The following is a 16,101-nucleotide window of genomic DNA, read 5'->3' as shown; positions in this document are numbered from 1 at the left end:
TAGAAGAATTATAGAATGACAGATCAACCGCAAGTCTAGACCCAATCGTATATGCGCGGGGTGATGTGATGTCCATCACTGACCTTGTCGGAATTCCTGAGAACATCAATAATGGCTTGAGCTGTGCCCGGCAGACGACCATGCTTTCGCTGCTGGGCAACCCTCGCGACGACTATGACACGGTCTGCCGCGAAATCACCAACCCCAGCCTGCGGGCCAAGATCCGCCTCCAGGATGTCGGGCCCTTCCGCGTGCGCGGCATCGCGCCCGCCGTGGAGAGCCTGGAGCAGGTCCTGATCGACGTCCGGGCCGAGGTGCCCGATGTCCATGCCGGGCTTGGCACCGCCGGGATGCTGTGCGCCCGCCTCGTGCGCGGCTCCACCTCGTCCATCAGCAACCATTCCTGGGGAACCGCCATCGACCTGACCCTGGACGGCGTGCTCGACCAGCGGGGCGACGGCACTGTCCAGGAAGGGCTCGCCCGGATCGCCCCGATCTTCAACCGCCATGGCTGGTTCTGGGGCGCGGCCTTCCGCACCGAGGACGCCATGCATTTCGAGGTCAGCGACCAGTTGATCCGGCGCTGGCATGGCGAGGGGCGGCTGGGTGTCGGCAGGGCGGCACCGGCCATGGTCCTGAACCTGGGAGACCGCGGTCCCGAGGTCGTGGCCCTGCAGCGCCGGCTGAACGAGCTTGGCGCCAGCTTGGTCGTGGACGGCGATTTCGGCCCGGCGACGCGGGCGGTGGTGGTCGCCTTCCAGGCGCAGGCGGGCCTGGTTCCGGACGGCATGGTCGGCAGCCGTACCAGTGAGCGGCTGGGGCTCGGATGACCAGGCTTCGGATCGGCATGGCGCTGGGCCTCCTGTTCCTTCCGCCCCTGGCCGGCGCCGCCAAGGGGGTGGACAGCAGCTACAGTTCGGTCCGCGCCGAGGATTGCCATGAGGTGCCTGACGCGCTTGCCCACTCGCTGGCCGAACAAGGGGTCCAGGGCCAGGAATGTCCCGGCCTGGCTGGATGGCGCCTGCTGTTCCTGAACACCGACGAGCGTTCCTGGCTGGAACTGCGCCGGGACGGGGCCCGCTGGAGCGGGGCGGACGATCCGGCCTACCGGAAGCTCACCGGCCCGTTCGCGAACATCGGCGGATCGGACGTGGTGGAGTGGCGCCTGGACGAGGCAGGCGAGCCCCGGGCCCTGATCTTCCGGGCCGCGGTGCCGAAGGCCGATGATCCGGTCCGGAACGATTCCGTCCTGTTCGTGGTGCGCCTGGACCAGCCGCAACCCTGCCTGGCGGGCCGCGCCAGCAGCAACGAAGCCGCTCGTGCGCTGGCGGATGGCCCGCCCACCTGCCTGGGGGAGCCGGCTCCTTGAGCGACGCCTGCCCGGGTCAGCGCGCCGGCTCCGTCCACTGTCTCGCGGCCCCGATCATGCCGCGCAGCCGCTGACGGGACGGAGGCGGCATGGTCGTCTGCCGGATCCGCTGCTCGGGCGCGATCACGACCCGTTCCACCGGCGCATCGGGATCGGCGATCCGCCGCATCAGCAGGCGCACGGCGGCGACGCCGATCGCATCGCAGGACACGTGCTCGGTGCTCAGCGCCGGCCGCCAGAGGACCGATTCCTCGACATCGTCGAAGCCGACGACGGAGATGTCCTGGCCGGCCTTCAGGCCCAGGCTCTGCAGGCCCAGCATCACGCCGAACGCCGTGATGTCGTTGAAGCAGACGAAGGCGGTGGGCGGATCGTCGTCGCGGAGCAACTGGATCAGCGCGTCGTGGCCGGCCTTGCGCACGCCCGGGCACGCGATCTCGATCGACGGGTCGGGCGGGATCCCCGCTTCGGCCAGTGCCGCGCGGTAGCCTGCCAGGCGCTCGCGGCCGGTGGAGATGGTTTCGTTGACCCCGATCATCGCGATCCGCCGATGGCCGAGTTCCAGCAGATGGGCCGTCTGCCGCCTCATCCCGCCGAAATTGTCGCCGCCCACGAAATCGACCTCGACGCCCGGCAGGCTGCGCGAGACCATTACGCAAGGCAGCCGCCATTCGCGCAGCCGCGCGATCCAGGCGGGATCGGTGCCGGCCGACGGCGAGATGATGATGCCGTCGACATTGTACTCGCGGACCGCCTCGACAAAGGCGCGCTGCAGATCCGGCGTGTCGCCGGAATCGCCCAGGAACGCCATGCGGCCCAGCACGCGCAGCTCGCGCTGCACCGCCGCGGCGATCGCGGTGAAATAGGGATTGGTGATGTCGTGGATCGCCAGCCCGATGATGTGGGTGCCGCCGGTGCGCAGGGCGGCGGCCGCACGATTGTAGACATAGCCCAGGTCAGCGGCATGCCGCAGGACATGCTCGTGCGTGCGGCGAGGGATGGTCGGGCTGTTGCGCAGCACCAGCGAGACAGTGGCGCGCGACACCCCGGCCGCCAGGGCGATGTCGCTGAGCGTGATCCGGCTCTTCGCCGCCGGCTTATCCGGCTCGACATCGAGAGGGCGTCGCAGGAAGGTCATGGTGGTGGATCAGGCTGAGCGCGCTTCGCTCGCGCGCTCGCAGAAGAGCAGCGTCTCGCCCTCCTGCACCACCTCGTCGTGCTGGTTGAACACCACGAACCGCAGGGTGGCGATGCCGCGGTCGGGTGCCCGGTGCGGCTTCTTGGCGGCCACGGTGACGGTCACCCGGATCGTGTCGTTGATCAGCACCGGCTTCTTGAAGCGCCAGTCGTTCCATCCGAGCGAGGCGATGCCCTTGATCCGCACCGGCGCCCGGTTCTTCAGCCCGTCCGCCATCGACAGGATCAGCAGCCCGTGGGCGATCCGGCCCGCGAAGCCGTGCGCCCTGGCGAAACCATCATCCATGTGCACGTCGAACATGTCGCCGGACAGCCCCGCGAAGCCCACGACATGCGATTCGGTGACGGTGATCCGCGAGGTATGGAAATGGTCGCCGACCTCGATCTGGTCGAAGTCGTAGATCCCGCTGGTCAGCTCCCGGCCGGCCAGGGTGGTCGAATCAGCACCCATCAGAAGCTCCTCATGTGCAGGCCGCCATCCACCCGGACGGCCTCGCCGGTCGAGAAGGGCAGGGTGCCCGATGCCAGCATGGCGGCGGCCCGCCCGACTTCGTCCGGCTGCCCCCAGCGGTTGATCGGGGTGAATCCTTCCTCGTAGCGCCGGTCGTAGCGGTCCTTGACCTGCGCGGTCATCGGGGTGGCGATGACGCCCGGCCGGATCTCGTAGACGCGGATGCCATGCGGCGCCAGCCGCAGCGCGAACAGCTGGGTCAGCATGGCGAGGCCGCTCTTGGCGATGCAGTATTCCGCCCGGTCCACCGACGCGATCTCCGCGCTGATCGAGGAGACGGTGATGATCGAGCGGAACCGCCCGCTCGGCTGCATCGTCATCCGCCGGGCCACCTCCTGCGACAGGAAGAACGGCGCGCGCAGGTTGACGGTGATCAGCCGGTCGAACTGCGCCGGGCTGACCTCAAACAGGTCGCCCCGGCGCAGAGCGGCGATCCCAGCATTGTTGACCAGGCAGTCGATCCCGCCGGCAAGGGCGAACGCCTGTTCCACCAGGGCGGCATGGTCCTCGACCAGGGCGATGTCGGCCGGCAGCGGATGAGCGATGCCGCCATCGGCGCGGATCATCGCGACGGTTTCCGCAAGGTCGGGGGAGTCCGGCAGGTCGTTGACCACCACCGCGAAGCCGTCGGCCGCAAGGGCCCGGGCAATCGAGCGGCCGATGCCGCGACCGCCGCCGGTGACCAGGGCGGCCCGCTGGGCTGGCGCCTGTTCCTTGCCGTTCATTTTAGCAACTCGCGTGCAATGATCATGCGCTGGATCTCGTTGGTGCCCTCGTAGATCTGGCAGATCTTGGCATCCCGGTAGAGCCGCTCGACCTCGACGCCGCGGATGAAGCCGATGCCGCCATGGATCTGCACCGCGTTGGAGATGTGGGCGACAGCGGCATCGGAGGCGAACCGCTTGGCCATGGCGCAGGGAACGGAGGCGCGCTCGCCCCGGTCCAGCCGCGCCGCGGCGTCGCGCGCCATCAGCCGGCCGGCCTGCAGGTCCGTGGCCATGTCGGCCAGCATCCACTGCACCGCCTGGAACTCGCCGATCGTGCGGCCGAACTGCCGCCGGGTCTTCGCATAGTCGATCGAGGCTTCGAGCGCCGCCTGAAGCAGGCCCACCGACAGGGAGGCGATCCCGATCCTTCCCTTGTCCAGGACGCTCATCATCATGGCGAAGCCCTGCCCGGGTTCGCCCAGGAGCGCCTCGTCCGGAAGCAGGATGCCGTCGAAGGACAGCGCGCCCACCTGGGATGCGCGCTGGCCCATCTTGCGTTCCTTCGGCCCGATGGCGTAGCCGGGCCGGTCCGCGTCGACCAGGAACACGCTCATGCCGTGCGTGCCGGCCTCCGGATCGGTCTTGGCCAGCACCACGGTGAAATCGGCGACCGGCGCGTTGTGAATCCAGGTCTTGCTGCCATCCAGCTTCCACCCGCCGGCGACCCGCTCGGCGCGGGTCTGGATCATCGAGACGTCGGAGCCCGCTTCCGCCTCGGTGACGGCATAGGCACAGCGCCGCTCGTAGCGGAGCAGGGGCGACAGATAGCGCGCACGCTGCTCCGGCGTGCCATGCCGTGCCAGGAGGGTGGCGACCATCTCGACCAGCCCGCACTGGTCGGCGATGCTGGCATAGCCGCGCGAAAGCTCCTCCATCACCACGGTGTAGCCGACGCAGTCCGATCCGGCTCCGCCCATCTCCGCCGGCACGCCGATCCCGAACAGGCCGAGCCCGGCCATCGCCTGGAACAGGTCGAGGGGAAAGGCCTCGTTTTCGTCTAGTTCCTGCGCCCGGTCGCGCACCTCCGCCTCGACGAAATCCTGCACGGTGCGGTGCATCCGGCGATGCCGCTCGTCCAGCTCGTCGGTGCGCTGCAGTAGCCGCCGATCCATCCGCTCCCATCCCTGATCCCGCCAATTCCAGCCGAAAAAGGCGTGGACAGGCGGTTTTCACGACACTACATCGATCTAGTAGAACGAACTAGTAGCCACGATATGGCCTACATCAAAAAAGCCAGGGAGGCTCGCTGGATGTCCAAGATCCGCCTGAGCGGCATGTTCGCCGCCGCATTTCTCCTCGCCTCGACCACGCTCGGTCATGCGGTCGAGCTGACCGCCGCCCACGTCAACCCGCCGGGCGAGCCCTCCAACACCGCGTTCGCGGCGCTGGAGAAGAAGCTCGCGGAATCCAAGACCGGCCTGAGCATGAAGGTGTTCCCGCAGGGGCAGGTCGGCGGCGAGACCGACTCGATCGAGCAGGCGCAGATCGGCGCCATCACCATGACCACGGTGGCCGGCTCGCATCTTTCCCAGTTCGCACCGAGCGTGGGCGTGTTCGACATCCCGTTCCTGTTCCGCGATGCCAGCAGCCACCCCTGGGCGGTGGTCGACGGTCCGATCGGAGAGGAGATCGAGGCGAAGATCAAGGAAGAGTCCGGCCTGGAAGTGCTCGGCTGGTGGTCGGCCGGCCTGCGCCACGTCTTCACCCGCGAAGTCGACGTGAAGACCCCGGATGACCTGAAGGGCCAGAAGATCCGGGTGATTGGCAGCCCCGTCTACATCGACACCTTCAACGCGCTAGGCGCCCAGGCGACGCCCATGCCGTATGGCGAGGTCTACACCGCCCTCGCCACCGGCACGGTGGACGCCGCCGAGAACGACAATTCCGGCTACCGCAACATGCGCTTCTACGAGCAGGCGCCGCACTTCTCCCTGACCGGGCACTTCTTCCTGTACAAGGTGGTGGTGGCGAACGCCGACGCGATGGCGGCCCTCACGCCGGAGCAGCGCGCCGAGTTCGACGAGGCGTTCGCTGAGGTCACCGAAATGCAGCGCGAGCTGTTCCGCACCAATTTCGAGGAGGACATCGCCTTCCTGAAGGAGAACGGCGTCACCGTGACCGAGCCTGATCGCGAAGCCTTCAAGGCCGCGACCAAGGAGGTCGCCGACAAGTTCACCCAGCAGTACGGCGAAGAACTGGTCCAGCGGATCCGCGACACCCAGTGATCGGAAAGGCGCGGCTCGCCCCCGGGCGCGGATCCCGATCCGGACCCGGGGCGAGGCCGCCCGTTCACCCGTTTCCCAGGCCTTCCTCCATCCAGGAATGACGTCGCCATGATCGAGCGTCTGACGCGCGCCGAGCGCTGGCTGGTGCATCTCGAAGGGCTGCTGATCTTCCTGGCCTTCGCCGGCCTGGTGATCGCCATGCTGCTGCAGGTGTTCTTCCGCTTCGTGCTCGCCTCGCCCCTGGACTTCACCGAGGAACTGACCCGGATCTTCATGATCTGGCTGGTGTTCATCGGTGGCGCGCGGGCGCTCTACATGGCCGAGCACTTCATCGTGGACGTCCTGGTCAACAACCTGCCGGGCACGCTTCGCACGCTGGTGGGCTATCTGGTCGACGCGGTGGTGATCGTCTTCATCGCGATGATCGCCTGGATCGGTTTCCGCCACTCTCTGTTCGGGCCGCGGCAGGTCATGCCGGCGCTGGGCGTGACCTCGAGCGCCCAGACCATCGCGATGCCGATCGGTTTCGCCATGATGTTCTGCCATGCCTGCATGATGCTGCTGCGCCGCCACCCCATCGGCGTGCCGACCCCGCAGCAGCGGGATGCCAGCATGCACGAGCCGGTGGGAAGCTGACCCGATGCTCACCACCGTCCTGCTCGGCGTGTTCGTCCTGATCGCGCTGCGCGCCCCGATCTTTGTGGCGCTGGGCGCTCCGGCCCTGCTCTACCTGCAGCTCAAGGGCATTCCGTTCGCCCTGGCGCCGCAGCGGATCATCGGCACGGTCAACGACAACATCCTGGCCGCCGTCCCGATGTTCCTGCTGGCCGGGCGCCTGATGAACTTCTGCGGCGCCACCGAACGCATCTTCGGCCTGGCCCAGGCCCTGGTCGGCCATATCCGCGGCGGCCTCGGCTATGTGGCGGTGCTGGCCAGCATGATCTTCTCCGCCATGTCCGGCTCGGCCGCGGCGGATGCGGTGGGCGTGGGCACGATCACCGTGAAGGCGATGCGCGAGCGCGGCTACGACCCGAGCTTTGCCGCGGCCGTCACCCTGAGCGCCTCCACGCTCGCCCCGATCATCCCGCCCTCGATCATCATGATCATCTTCGGCGCCACCGCGAACGTGTCGATCGGCAAGCTGTTCGTGGGCGGCGTCCTGCCCGGCCTGATGATCGTGGGCCTGCTGATGGCGATGGTCGGCATCCTGAGCTGGAAGCGCGGCTATCCCAAGGGCGAGCCGTTCTCGTTGCGCCGGGTCGGTGCCGCCTTGTGGAACTCCGCCCTGGTGATCCTGACCCCGGTCTTCATCATCGGCGGCATCTTCACCGGCATCTTCACCCCCACCGAAGCCGGGGTGATCGCGGTGGCCTATGTCATTCTGCTCGGCCTGTTCTACGGCACCCTGCGCATCACCGACCTCTACCAGGAGATCGTCGCCGCCGGCACCGCCGTAGGCGCCCTTCTCCTGGTGGTCTCGATCTCCGGCCTGGACGGCTGGGTGTTCGCCCGCGAGCAGCTTCCGCTCCTCCTTTCGGGCGAGGTCACCTCCCTGACCAGCGATCCCACCCTGATCACCATCATGATCCTGCTCGTGGTGCTGCTGCTCGGCATGTTCATGGATGCCACCCCGATCATCCTGATGGTGGTCCCGGCGATCATGCCGCTGATCTCCTCCACGGCGGTCGACCCGATCCATGTCGGCGTGCTGTTCTGCATCATGTGCGTGATCGGCCTGATCACCCCGCCCGTGGGCGTGGCCCTCTACGGGGTGGCGATGGTCTCGCGGCTGCCGATCGAACGGGTGTTCTGGGCCTGCCTGCCGTTCTTCTTCACCCTGCTGCTCGCCATCGGCCTGTTGATCCTGGTGCCGTCGATCGTGACCTTCCTCCCCTCCCTGATGTTCGGAAACTAAGGCGATGACCGGCAAGCTCCGCAGCGCCGCGCAGATTGCCGCCTCGATCGAGGACGGCGCCACCATCGCGGTGGCGGCATCCGGCGGCGGCCTGCTCGAGCCCGACCTGGTGTTCGAGGCGATCGAGAAGCGCTTCCTGGAGACCGGCCATCCCCGAGGCCTCACCCTGGTCCATGCCCTGGGCTTTGGCGACCGCGACCGGCGCGGCGCCAATCGCTTCGCTCATGAGGGTATGGTCAAACGGGTCATCGGCGGGCACTGGACCTGGTCCCGGCCGATGCAGGAGCTGGCCCGCCTGGACAAGATCGAGGCCTATTCGCTACCCGGCGGCGTGATCAGCCTGCTCCTGCGGGAAAGCGGCGCCGGCCGGCCGGGCCTGATCACCAAGACCGGGCTGGAGACGTTCGCCGATCCGCGCCGCCAGGGCGGCAAGATCAACGCGGCGGCGAAGGAGGATCTGGTCGAGCTGATCGAGATCGAGGGCGAGACCTACCTGCGCTACCGGCCGCTCAAGGTCGACGTCGCGATCCTGAAGGGCTCCTACGCTGACGCGGCCGGCAACCTCAGCCTGGTGGAGGAGCCGGCCGACCTGGACAGCTTCGCCGCAGCGATGGCCGCGCACAACAATGGCGGCCGGGTGGTCGTTCAGGTGCGCGCCCAGGTGGAGACTGCCAGCCAGCCGCCGCGCGACGTCAAGGTGCCGGGGGCGCTGGTCACCGACATCCTGGTGGCGCCCGCCCAGGAGCAGACCTATCGGGGATCCTATGATCCGGCGCTGGCCGGCCTGAAGCGCACCACCGCCTTGCCGGTCTCCGAGGACGCCTCGGGCGGGATGAAGCGGGTCCTGGCCCTGCGCGCCGCCGCCGAACTGGTGGAAGGAGCCACCGTCAATTTCGGCTTCGGCGCATCCTCCGGCGTGGCCGCCATCATCGCCGAGCGCCACGAGTTCCACCGCTACTGGACCACGATCGAGCAGGGCATCCATGGCGGGGCCATGATCACCGGCACGCTGTTCGGCATGGCGGTGAACCCGATGGCGATCGTGTCGGCCTGCGACCAGTTCGATTTCTACCATGGCGGCGGCCTGGACATCGCCTTTCTCGGCATGGCCGAGTGCGACCGGCACGGCAACGTCAATGTCAGCCATCTGGGTCAGGATTTCATCGGCCCCGGCGGATTCATCGACATCACCCAGAACGCCAAGAAGGTGGTGTTCTGCGGCAGCTTCGACACCAAGGGCACCAGGCTCGACATCGGCGGCGGCGGCGTCCGGGTGATCGAGCCCGGCAAGATCCAGAAATTCGTCCACGAGGTCGCCGGCGTCACCTTCAGCGGCCACCAGGCGCTGGAGCGCGGCCAGACCGTCGTCTACGTCACCGAACGCGCGGTGTTCACGCTCACCCCGGAAGGGGTGGAACTCATCGAAGTCGCCGCCGGCATCGACATCGAGCAGGACATCCTGGCCCGGATGGGCTTCACCCCGATCGTGCGTCATCCCAGGCTGATGAGCGCGGAGCATTTCCCGTCATGACCGAGCATCTCGCGATCACCACGGACGGTCCCGTCCGCATCCTGACCATGACCGGCCAGCCCCGGCGTGGCAATCCGCTCTCCGACCGGATGGCCAAGGACCTGGTGGCCGCGCTGGTCGAGGCCGAGCAGGACGATTCCATCCATGCGGTCGTCCTGGCCGGCACGCCGACCCACTTCTCGGTGGGCGCCGACCTCACCGAGGTGCACCACAAGACCGCGATCGAGGCGGTCCTGGCCGACTGGCTGGAGGAATTCGACCGCTTTGCCCATGCCCGCAAGCCCACCATTGCCGCAGTGCGCGGCCATGCGGTTGGCGGCGGCTTCGAGCTGGCGCTCTCCTGCGACCTGATGGTGTGCGCCGAGGACGCCAACCTGGCGCTGCCGGAGACCGGCATCGGCGTGATCGCGGGGCAGGGCGGCACCCAGCGCATCCTGCATCTGGCCGGCCGCGCCATCGCCGCCGACCTGATCCTGACCGGCCGCGCCCTCACCGGCGCCGAGGCCGGCGCCCATGGCATCGCCGCGAGGGTCGTCCCGGCCGACCAGGTGCTGGGAAAGGCCATCGAGCTTGGCAAGAAGATCGCCGAGCGCAGCCCGCCGGCGATCCGTTTTGCCCGCGAGGTCCTGCGCGAGGCGGCGGAAGACCCGATCCGCCAGTCGCTCAAGCTGGAGCGCCTGCTGGCGTCGCTGATCCTGGACACGCCGGAGCGCAAGGAGCGGGTCGGCGCGTTCCTGAACCGCAAGTCCAAGCCGGCATGAGCATGTTCGGCGACGTGAAGCCGGGCATCGAGACCAGCTTCACCAAGACCTTCACCGAGGCGGATCTCGGCTTCTTCTGCGCGATCAGCGGCGACTTCGATCCGCTTCACGTGAACGAGCACTATGCCGCCACGACGCCGTTCGGCAAGCGGATCGCCCATGGCCTGGCGGTGCTGGGCCTGTTGTCCGCGCCCGAGGCGGCGCTCAGCGCCCGGGCGATCGACGGCGGGTCGCCGCGCCGCCCGGTCACGCTCGGCTACGACCGCCTGCGCTTTTTGGCGCCGGTCTTCCTGGGCGACACGCTGACCGCCCGCTACCGGATCGTCGAGCTGGACGAGACGACGTCCCGCTCCACCGCCGAATGCACCATCACCCGCCACGACGGCGAACTCTGCGTCGTCGGCCGGCACATCATGAAATGGGTAGGATGACCCAGGACCTCCCCGACCTGCCGGGCCTGCCCCTGCCGCTCGGCGGCGACACCCGCCTCTTCCTGATCATCGGCGACCCGATCGCCCAGGTGGGCTCGCCCGGCCTGTTCAACCCGGCCTTCCGCCGGCGCGGCGCCAAGGCGGTGCTTGCGCCCGCCCATGTCGCGCCCGCCGACCTGAAAGCAACGATGGCCGGCCTGCGCCTGATCCAGAACCTCGGCGGCATCGTCGTCACGGTCCCGCACAAGATCGCCGTCATGGATCTCCTGGACGAAATCCTGCCGAGCGCCCGGCGGATCGGCGCGGTCAACGCGATCCGCCGCACCGCCGACGGCCGGCTGGTCGGCGACAATTTCGACGGCAAGGGCTGCATCCGGGCGCTGGCCGATGACGGCCGCAGCGTGGCCGGCCGGCGCGTGCTGCTCACCGGCGCCGGCGGTGCCGGGCGTGCGGTGGCGCATGCCATGGCCGACGAGAAGCCTGCACTCCTGCGCCTCTACGATGTCGACCAGCGCCGCCTGGAGGAACTCGCCGCCAGCGTCGGGCAGGCCCATCCGGGCCTGGCGGTCGAGACCGGAGCGCCCGATCCGGACGGCTTCGACGTGGTGGTCAACTGCACCCCGCTCGGCATGCGGCCATCCGATCCCTACCCGATCGAGCCTTCCCGCATCGCTCCCTCGTCCCTGGTCGTGGACGTGATCCTCAAGCCCGCCACCTCGCCGCTGGTCGAGGCCGCCGCCGCCAGGGGTTGCCAGGTCCAGCGCGGCATGCAGATGCTGGAAGGGCAGGTCGAAGCGATCTGCGACTTCTTCGCTGCAGGAGAGACCCGATGAGCCGTCAGCGCCGAGGCATCGCCGTGATCGGCCTGGGCATGGCTGTTCGCCCCCATGCCATGTGCCTCCAGGACCTGTCCGAGCGGGCCGAGGTGGTGTGGGCCGCTGCCCGGACGCAGGAACGTTGCGCGGCGTTCGCTGAAGTGTTCCCTTTCCCGACCATCACCGACATCGACCAGGTCCTGGCCGATGCCCGGGTCGAGGCGGTCGTCCTGCTCACGCCCCCGGACAGCCACGATGCGCTCGGCAAGGCCGTGCTGCAGGCCGGCAAGCATCTTCTGATCGAGAAGCCGGTCGGGCTGACCACAAGCGTCGCCGAGGAACTGCGCGACCTGGCCGCTGCCAGGAACCTGCAGATCGGGGTCGTCCTGCAGCACCGCTTCCGCCCGGCCTCGCGCCGCCTGTTCGACCTGATCGCCTCTGGCGAGCTGGGCGAACTCTGCGCGGCGCACTGCATGATCCCCTGGTGGCGCCCGCAGAGCTATTACGACGAGCCAGGCCGCGGGACGCTGGCCCGCGACGGCGGCGGCGTCCTGCTCACCCAGGGCATCCATGTCCTGGACCTGCTGCGCTCCCTGGTGGGCGAGATCGCCATCGAGGCGTCCACCGTCGCCACCACCGCTTTGCACCGCATGGAGACCGAGGACCATGTCTCGGCCCTGGCGCGCTTCGGCGCCACCCGGGCGCCCGGCATGATCCTCGCCACCACCGCCTGCTATCCGGGCTTCTCCGAGCGGATCGACCTGGTGTTCAGCAAGGCCACCGCGCGCCTGGAAGGCGGCAGCCTCGACCTGTTCCACCAGGATGGCCGACACGAGAAGCTCGGCGAGGAGCAGACCCTGGGCGGCGGCGCCGATCCCATGGCCTTTCCCCGCGATTCCCACCGCGCCCTGATCGCGGACTTTTTGGACGCGCTTGACCAGAACCGCCGGCCGATGGTGAACATCGACGACGCCATCGCCAGCCGCCGGCTGATCGACGCGATGCTGCATCCGCCCGGCAGCACCGGCTGACCACTCCTTGGCGGCGGCGCATCGCCAGCGCGCCGCCCGGGCCAATCTGGATTTGAAAGCGGGGCTTCGGCTGCGCAAGATGCCGGCATGACCGCGCATGGCCTGGCCGTCCTCATCATCGACGAAGACCATATCCGCGCCTCGATCATCGAGGCGGGGCTGCGGGAGGCCGGGCACGACAAGGTCACGCTGGTCCACGACATGGTCGGGATCGCGCGCCGGATCGCGGAGATCAATCCGGACGTCATCATCATCGATCTGGGAAACCCGGACCGCGACATGCTGGAGAACATGTTTCAGCTCTCGCGGGCGGTCCAGCGGCCGATCGCCATGTTCGTGGACCGCTCGGATGCCAGCTCGATCCAGAGGGCCGTCGATGCGGGAGTCTCGGCCTATGTCGTGGACGGGCTGAAGCGGGAACGGGTCAAGCCGATCCTCGACATGGCGGTCAGCCGCTTCAACGCCTATTCCCGGCTGGTGCGCGAGCTGGAGGATGCCCGCAGCGAGCTGGAGAACCGCAAGCTGATCGAGCGCGCCAAGGCGATCCTCATGAACTCGCGCGGCTGCTCGGAAGAGGCGGCCTATGCGCTCCTGCGCAGGACGGCCATGAACCAGAACCGCAAGATCGTGGAGATCGCCCAGAGCCTGGTGACGGCGGCCAGCCTGCTGGACAAGGGAGGCAGCCCATGAGCCTTCATGCCGTCACGGCCGGCTTCATGCCGCTGCTCGACAGCGCCCTCCTGGTGATCGCCAGGGAGAAGGGTTTTGCCAGGGCCGAGGGCATCGACCTCACGCTGGTGCGGGAAGCCTCCTGGGCGAACATCCGGGACCGGCTGGCGGCCGGAAACTTCCAGGTGGCGCACATGCTGGCGCCGATGCCGATCGCCGGCAATCTCGGCCTGACGCCTTTGGGGTCGCGGACGATCGTGCCGATGGCGCTGGGTCTCGGCGGGAACGCGGTGACGGTGGCGGACCGGCTGTGGGAGGAGATGCTCCGTCATGGCGCCCGCGCCGACCTCGATCCTCACGCCAACGGCAGCGCCCTGGCGGCGACGGTCCGGGCGCGGCGCGCGGCCAGGGCAGCGCGCCTGCGTTTCGCCGTGGTGCATCCGCATTCGGCGCACCACTACGAGCTGCGCTACTGGCTTGCCGGCTGCGGGGTGAAGCCGGACCACGACATCGACACGGTGATCGTGCGCCCATCGATGATGGCATCGGCTCTGGAAGCGGGCGAGATCGACGGTTTCTGCGTAGGCGAGCCCTGGAGCACCGTGGCGGTGACGGGTGGCCATGCCCGGATCGCCACGGTCAAGGCTGCGATCTGGCAGTCGAGCCCGGACAAGGTGCTGGGCGCCCAGGAGGAATGGGCGGAGCAGCATCCTGATGCGTTGTCGGGTCTGGTGCGGGCTGTCTACCAAGCTGCGGCCTGGTGCGCCGAACCGGCCCATCGGCCGGAGCTGGCGGCAATCCTGGCAGGGCCCGGCTATGTGGGCGTGCCGGCGGCCTGGCTGGAGCCCGCCCTGTCGGGTGCCATCCGCGTGGATGCCGGCACCACGAGGCAGGTCGCCGACTTCTTCATTCCCTTCGCCAAGGCAGCCACCTTCCCATGGAAGAGCCACGCCTTGTGGTTCTACACCCAGATGGTGCGCTGGCAGCAGATCCGGCACGAGACCCACCACGTGGCGACCGCGGCGGACACTTATCGGCCAGACATCTACCGGCGGGTGCTGCGGTCCATGGGTGCGGCTCTGCCGGGCGCCAATGCCAAGGTCGAGGGCGGGCTGGAGGTCGCGACGCCGGTAGGCGCCAGCGGCGCCAGCCTCGTGCTGGGGCCGGACGGCTTCTTCGACGGTGCCCGGTTCGACCCTGATCAGGTGGAAGCCTACATCCAGAGCCAGCGGGAAGCCGATGAAGCGGGCGCACCGCCCGAAGCACGGGACACGCCTGTTCGTTGAGCAGCCTGCCGGGGCGGTTGGCGGCACTTTGAGCAACCGTCGCCGTAGGTCCCGGTCGGGCCCACTCCGTAACTAGCTGTTAGAAAAGGCCATTCGTCGGCCGCGCTCTTTGGCCCGGCTTTTGCATAGCTGGATCCGACCCTTCATGGGTCTGCTCTCGACGTCCAACGGCGGGCGTCCCCCTCCCCCAAGCAAAGCTGCTGGCCAGGAACAGGCACGCTCCAGCGCCGGAGCGGCGTCGTCCGACAGGCAGCCTGCGTCGTTCCAACGACATGCCACCGCGCGATCCCCTCGCGCCCGGGAGCAATCACCATGGCCGATTTTCAGCAACTGGATCCGATCCGGGCCGATGCGCCTGCCCGGGCTCTTTGGATGTCGACCATCGCCTTCACCGTCTGCTTCGCCGTGTGGACGATCTTCTCAATCATCGGCGTGCGCATCAAAGACGAACTCGGCCTGAGCGAGACCGAGTTCGGCATCCTTCTGGGCATGCCGATCCTGACCGGCTCGCTCGTCCGGATCCTGCTAGGCGTCTGGACCAACCGCTATGGCGGACGCCTCGTCTACACCGCCACCATGCTGGCGGCGATGCTCGCCACCTTCGGCCTGGCGTTCGCCACGACCTTTCCGCAGATGCTGCTGGCGGGGCTGGGGGTGGGGCTAGCCGGCGGCTCGTTCGCTGTCGGCGTCGCCTATGTTTCTCCCTTCTTCCCGGCGGAGAAGCAGGGCACGGCGCTGGGCCTGTTCGGCGCCGGCAATGTCGGTGCCGCCGTCACCAAGTTCCTGGCGCCCTTCGTTCTTCTTGCCTGGGACTGGCAGGCCGTGGCCGTGCTGTGGGCGCTCGGGCTTGGCGTCATGGCGGTCGTGTTCTGGTTCACGACCACCGACGACCCGGCCTTCCGGGCGCGCAGGGCGGGGAAGACCGCGCCGAAGAAATTCTGGGACGAGTTCGCGCCGCTGAAGAACGTCCAGGTATGGCGGTTCGCGCTCTACTACTTCTTCGCGTTCGGCGGCTTCGTCGCCCTGGCGCTCTGGCTGCCGCGCTACCTGGTGGGCGTCTACGGCTTCGACCTCAAGACCGCCGGCCTGATCGCCGCGGGCTACTCGATCCCCGCCAGCATCTTCCGCGCCTATGGCGGCGTGCTCTCCGACCGGATCGGGGCGCGCAAGGTCATGTACATGACGCTCATGGTCTCGGCTGCCGCCACCCTGCTCCTGTGCCTGCCCGCAAGCGGCGCCAGCGCAAGCCTGCTGGCGATCAGCCCGATCGTCTTCCTGGTTCTGGTCTTCGTGCTGGGCTTCTTCATGAGCCTGGGCAAGGCGGCGGTCTACAAGCACATCCCCGTCTATTACCCGGACAGCATCGGTGCGGTCGGTGGCGTGGTCGGCATGGTGGGCGGCCTGGGCGGCTTCGTCCTGCCGATCGCGTTCGGCGCGCTCAAGGACCTGACCGGCCTGTGGTCCAGCTGCTTCCTGCTGCTCCTGGTCATCATCCTGGCCTCGCTTGCCTGGATGCAGCTCGCCATCAACCGCCTGAACCGCCAGCCGGCGGCGGCCCCCACGCCGTCCTACGACTTCGCCGCCTGAGGCACA

The 16,101-nt window shown here is 68.4% G+C and carries 17 protein-coding genes; 13 read left to right on the top strand and 4 right to left on the bottom strand.

Annotated features, from left to right (window positions below; all coding sequences use genetic code 11):
• The first annotated feature begins 140 nt into the window (after nucleotides 1–140).
• Nucleotides 141–830 (top strand): peptidoglycan-binding protein, encoded by a 690-nt coding sequence (locus GEMRO_RS28245; RefSeq protein WP_051328800.1) that lies wholly within the window; start codon nucleotides 141–143, stop codon nucleotides 828–830.
• Nucleotides 827–1,369: a hypothetical protein gene (locus tag GEMRO_RS0107455; protein ID WP_027133493.1), complete on the top strand. Its 543-nt coding sequence runs from the start codon at nucleotides 827–829 to the stop codon at nucleotides 1,367–1,369. The genes GEMRO_RS28245 and GEMRO_RS0107455 overlap by 4 nt, the downstream gene beginning before the upstream one ends.
• A gap of 16 nt (nucleotides 1,370–1,385) precedes the next feature.
• Here the strand turns inward: GEMRO_RS0107455 and GEMRO_RS28240 are convergent, their stop codons facing one another.
• Genes GEMRO_RS28240 through GEMRO_RS0107435 form a run of 4 tightly spaced genes read right to left on the bottom strand, consistent with a single transcriptional unit; the run spans nucleotide 1,386 to nucleotide 4,956 of the window.
• The gene (locus tag GEMRO_RS28240; protein ID WP_051328799.1) at nucleotides 1,386–2,507 is read right to left on the bottom strand and encodes a LacI family DNA-binding transcriptional regulator; all 1,122 of its coding nucleotides are present in this window, start codon (nucleotides 2,505–2,507) and stop codon (nucleotides 1,386–1,388) included.
• 9 nt (nucleotides 2,508–2,516) lie between these two features.
• Nucleotides 2,517–3,017, bottom strand: coding sequence for a MaoC family dehydratase (locus GEMRO_RS28235; protein WP_051328798.1), 501 nt, complete (start codon nucleotides 3,015–3,017; stop codon nucleotides 2,517–2,519).
• A complete protein-coding gene (locus tag GEMRO_RS0107440) occupies nucleotides 3,017–3,802 on the bottom strand; it encodes a 3-ketoacyl-ACP reductase (protein WP_027133492.1) in 786 nt (261 codons plus the stop codon). Before GEMRO_RS0107440 ends, GEMRO_RS28235 begins: the two co-directional genes overlap by 1 nt.
• A complete protein-coding gene (locus GEMRO_RS0107435; protein WP_035484902.1) occupies nucleotides 3,799–4,956 on the bottom strand; it encodes an acyl-CoA dehydrogenase family protein in 1,158 nt (385 codons plus the stop codon). Before GEMRO_RS0107435 ends, GEMRO_RS0107440 begins: the two co-directional genes overlap by 4 nt.
• A gap of 138 nt (nucleotides 4,957–5,094) precedes the next feature.
• Here GEMRO_RS0107435 and GEMRO_RS28230 point away from each other — a divergent pair, with 138 nt between their 5' ends.
• From GEMRO_RS28230 to GEMRO_RS0107380, 11 genes are all read left to right on the top strand, one after another.
• Nucleotides 5,095–6,069, top strand: a complete 975-nt coding sequence (locus GEMRO_RS28230) for a TRAP transporter substrate-binding protein (RefSeq protein WP_169728335.1) — start codon at nucleotides 5,095–5,097, stop codon at nucleotides 6,067–6,069.
• Nucleotides 6,070–6,177: 108 nt separating this feature from the next.
• A complete protein-coding gene (locus GEMRO_RS32490; protein WP_027133490.1) occupies nucleotides 6,178–6,705 on the top strand; it encodes a TRAP transporter small permease in 528 nt (175 codons plus the stop codon).
• 4 nt (nucleotides 6,706–6,709) lie between these two features.
• Nucleotides 6,710–7,984, top strand: coding sequence for a TRAP transporter large permease (locus GEMRO_RS0107420; RefSeq protein ID WP_027133489.1), 1,275 nt, complete (start codon nucleotides 6,710–6,712; stop codon nucleotides 7,982–7,984).
• A 4-nt stretch (nucleotides 7,985–7,988) separates the two neighbouring features.
• Nucleotides 7,989–9,515 carry an acyl CoA:acetate/3-ketoacid CoA transferase gene (locus tag GEMRO_RS0107415; RefSeq protein ID WP_027133488.1) on the top strand — a complete coding sequence of 509 codons (1,527 nt, stop codon included), beginning with the start codon at nucleotides 7,989–7,991 and terminating at the stop codon, nucleotides 9,513–9,515.
• Complete coding sequence (locus GEMRO_RS0107410; protein ID WP_027133487.1) at nucleotides 9,512–10,276, top strand: enoyl-CoA hydratase/isomerase family protein; 765 nt, start codon at nucleotides 9,512–9,514, stop codon at nucleotides 10,274–10,276. Before GEMRO_RS0107415 ends, GEMRO_RS0107410 begins: the two co-directional genes overlap by 4 nt.
• Entirely contained in the window at nucleotides 10,273–10,707 is a 435-nt protein-coding gene (locus GEMRO_RS0107405; protein ID WP_035484899.1) for a MaoC family dehydratase, read from the top strand. Before GEMRO_RS0107410 ends, GEMRO_RS0107405 begins: the two co-directional genes overlap by 4 nt.
• Nucleotides 10,704–11,540 (top strand): shikimate dehydrogenase family protein, encoded by an 837-nt coding sequence (locus tag GEMRO_RS0107400; protein ID WP_051328796.1) that lies wholly within the window; start codon nucleotides 10,704–10,706, stop codon nucleotides 11,538–11,540. Before GEMRO_RS0107405 ends, GEMRO_RS0107400 begins: the two co-directional genes overlap by 4 nt.
• On the top strand, nucleotides 11,537–12,553 hold the full coding sequence (locus tag GEMRO_RS0107395) for a Gfo/Idh/MocA family protein (protein ID WP_027133484.1): 1,017 nt from the start codon (nucleotides 11,537–11,539) through the stop codon (nucleotides 12,551–12,553). The genes GEMRO_RS0107400 and GEMRO_RS0107395 overlap by 4 nt, the downstream gene beginning before the upstream one ends.
• A gap of 87 nt (nucleotides 12,554–12,640) precedes the next feature.
• On the top strand, nucleotides 12,641–13,243 hold the full coding sequence (locus GEMRO_RS0107390) for an ANTAR domain-containing response regulator (protein WP_027133483.1): 603 nt from the start codon (nucleotides 12,641–12,643) through the stop codon (nucleotides 13,241–13,243).
• Nucleotides 13,240–14,508 (top strand): CmpA/NrtA family ABC transporter substrate-binding protein, encoded by a 1,269-nt coding sequence (locus GEMRO_RS0107385; RefSeq protein WP_027133482.1) that lies wholly within the window; start codon nucleotides 13,240–13,242, stop codon nucleotides 14,506–14,508. Before GEMRO_RS0107390 ends, GEMRO_RS0107385 begins: the two co-directional genes overlap by 4 nt.
• A 312-nt stretch (nucleotides 14,509–14,820) precedes the next feature.
• The gene (locus GEMRO_RS0107380; RefSeq protein ID WP_027133481.1) at nucleotides 14,821–16,095 is read left to right on the top strand and encodes an MFS transporter; all 1,275 of its coding nucleotides are present in this window, start codon (nucleotides 14,821–14,823) and stop codon (nucleotides 16,093–16,095) included.
• Nucleotides 16,096–16,101: the final 6 nt, after the last annotated feature.

This window comes from Geminicoccus roseus DSM 18922 (assembly GCF_000427665.1).
Lineage (GTDB): Bacteria > Pseudomonadota > Alphaproteobacteria > Geminicoccales > Geminicoccaceae > Geminicoccus > Geminicoccus roseus.
The sequence above is the reverse complement of the archived record's forward strand: the minus strand, read 5'-3'. Positions and strand labels throughout refer to the sequence as shown.

What these genes read in the sequence shown, in the direction of transcription:
- GEMRO_RS28245 (WP_051328800.1), top strand. Translation starts at nt 141, where the DNA reads ATGCTTTCGCTGCTGGGCAACCCTCGCGACGACTATGACACGGTCTGC.
- GEMRO_RS0107455 (WP_027133493.1), top strand. Translation starts at nt 827, where the DNA reads ATGACCAGGCTTCGGATCGGCATGGCGCTGGGCCTCCTGTTCCTTCCG.
- GEMRO_RS28240 (WP_051328799.1), bottom strand. Translation starts at nt 2,507, where the DNA reads ATGACCTTCCTGCGACGCCCTCTCGATGTCGAGCCGGATAAGCCGGCG.
- GEMRO_RS28235 (WP_051328798.1), bottom strand. Translation starts at nt 3,017, where the DNA reads ATGGGTGCTGATTCGACCACCCTGGCCGGCCGGGAGCTGACCAGCGGG.
- GEMRO_RS0107440 (WP_027133492.1), bottom strand. Translation starts at nt 3,802, where the DNA reads ATGAACGGCAAGGAACAGGCGCCAGCCCAGCGGGCCGCCCTGGTCACC.
- GEMRO_RS0107435 (WP_035484902.1), bottom strand. Translation starts at nt 4,956, where the DNA reads ATGGATCGGCGGCTACTGCAGCGCACCGACGAGCTGGACGAGCGGCAT.
- GEMRO_RS28230 (WP_169728335.1), top strand. Translation starts at nt 5,095, where the DNA reads ATGTCCAAGATCCGCCTGAGCGGCATGTTCGCCGCCGCATTTCTCCTC.
- GEMRO_RS32490 (WP_027133490.1), top strand. Translation starts at nt 6,178, where the DNA reads ATGATCGAGCGTCTGACGCGCGCCGAGCGCTGGCTGGTGCATCTCGAA.
- GEMRO_RS0107420 (WP_027133489.1), top strand. Translation starts at nt 6,710, where the DNA reads ATGCTCACCACCGTCCTGCTCGGCGTGTTCGTCCTGATCGCGCTGCGC.
- GEMRO_RS0107415 (WP_027133488.1), top strand. Translation starts at nt 7,989, where the DNA reads ATGACCGGCAAGCTCCGCAGCGCCGCGCAGATTGCCGCCTCGATCGAG.
- GEMRO_RS0107410 (WP_027133487.1), top strand. Translation starts at nt 9,512, where the DNA reads ATGACCGAGCATCTCGCGATCACCACGGACGGTCCCGTCCGCATCCTG.
- GEMRO_RS0107405 (WP_035484899.1), top strand. Translation starts at nt 10,273, where the DNA reads ATGAGCATGTTCGGCGACGTGAAGCCGGGCATCGAGACCAGCTTCACC.
- GEMRO_RS0107400 (WP_051328796.1), top strand. Translation starts at nt 10,704, where the DNA reads ATGACCCAGGACCTCCCCGACCTGCCGGGCCTGCCCCTGCCGCTCGGC.
- GEMRO_RS0107395 (WP_027133484.1), top strand. Translation starts at nt 11,537, where the DNA reads ATGAGCCGTCAGCGCCGAGGCATCGCCGTGATCGGCCTGGGCATGGCT.
- GEMRO_RS0107390 (WP_027133483.1), top strand. Translation starts at nt 12,641, where the DNA reads ATGACCGCGCATGGCCTGGCCGTCCTCATCATCGACGAAGACCATATC.
- GEMRO_RS0107385 (WP_027133482.1), top strand. Translation starts at nt 13,240, where the DNA reads ATGAGCCTTCATGCCGTCACGGCCGGCTTCATGCCGCTGCTCGACAGC.
- GEMRO_RS0107380 (WP_027133481.1), top strand. Translation starts at nt 14,821, where the DNA reads ATGGCCGATTTTCAGCAACTGGATCCGATCCGGGCCGATGCGCCTGCC.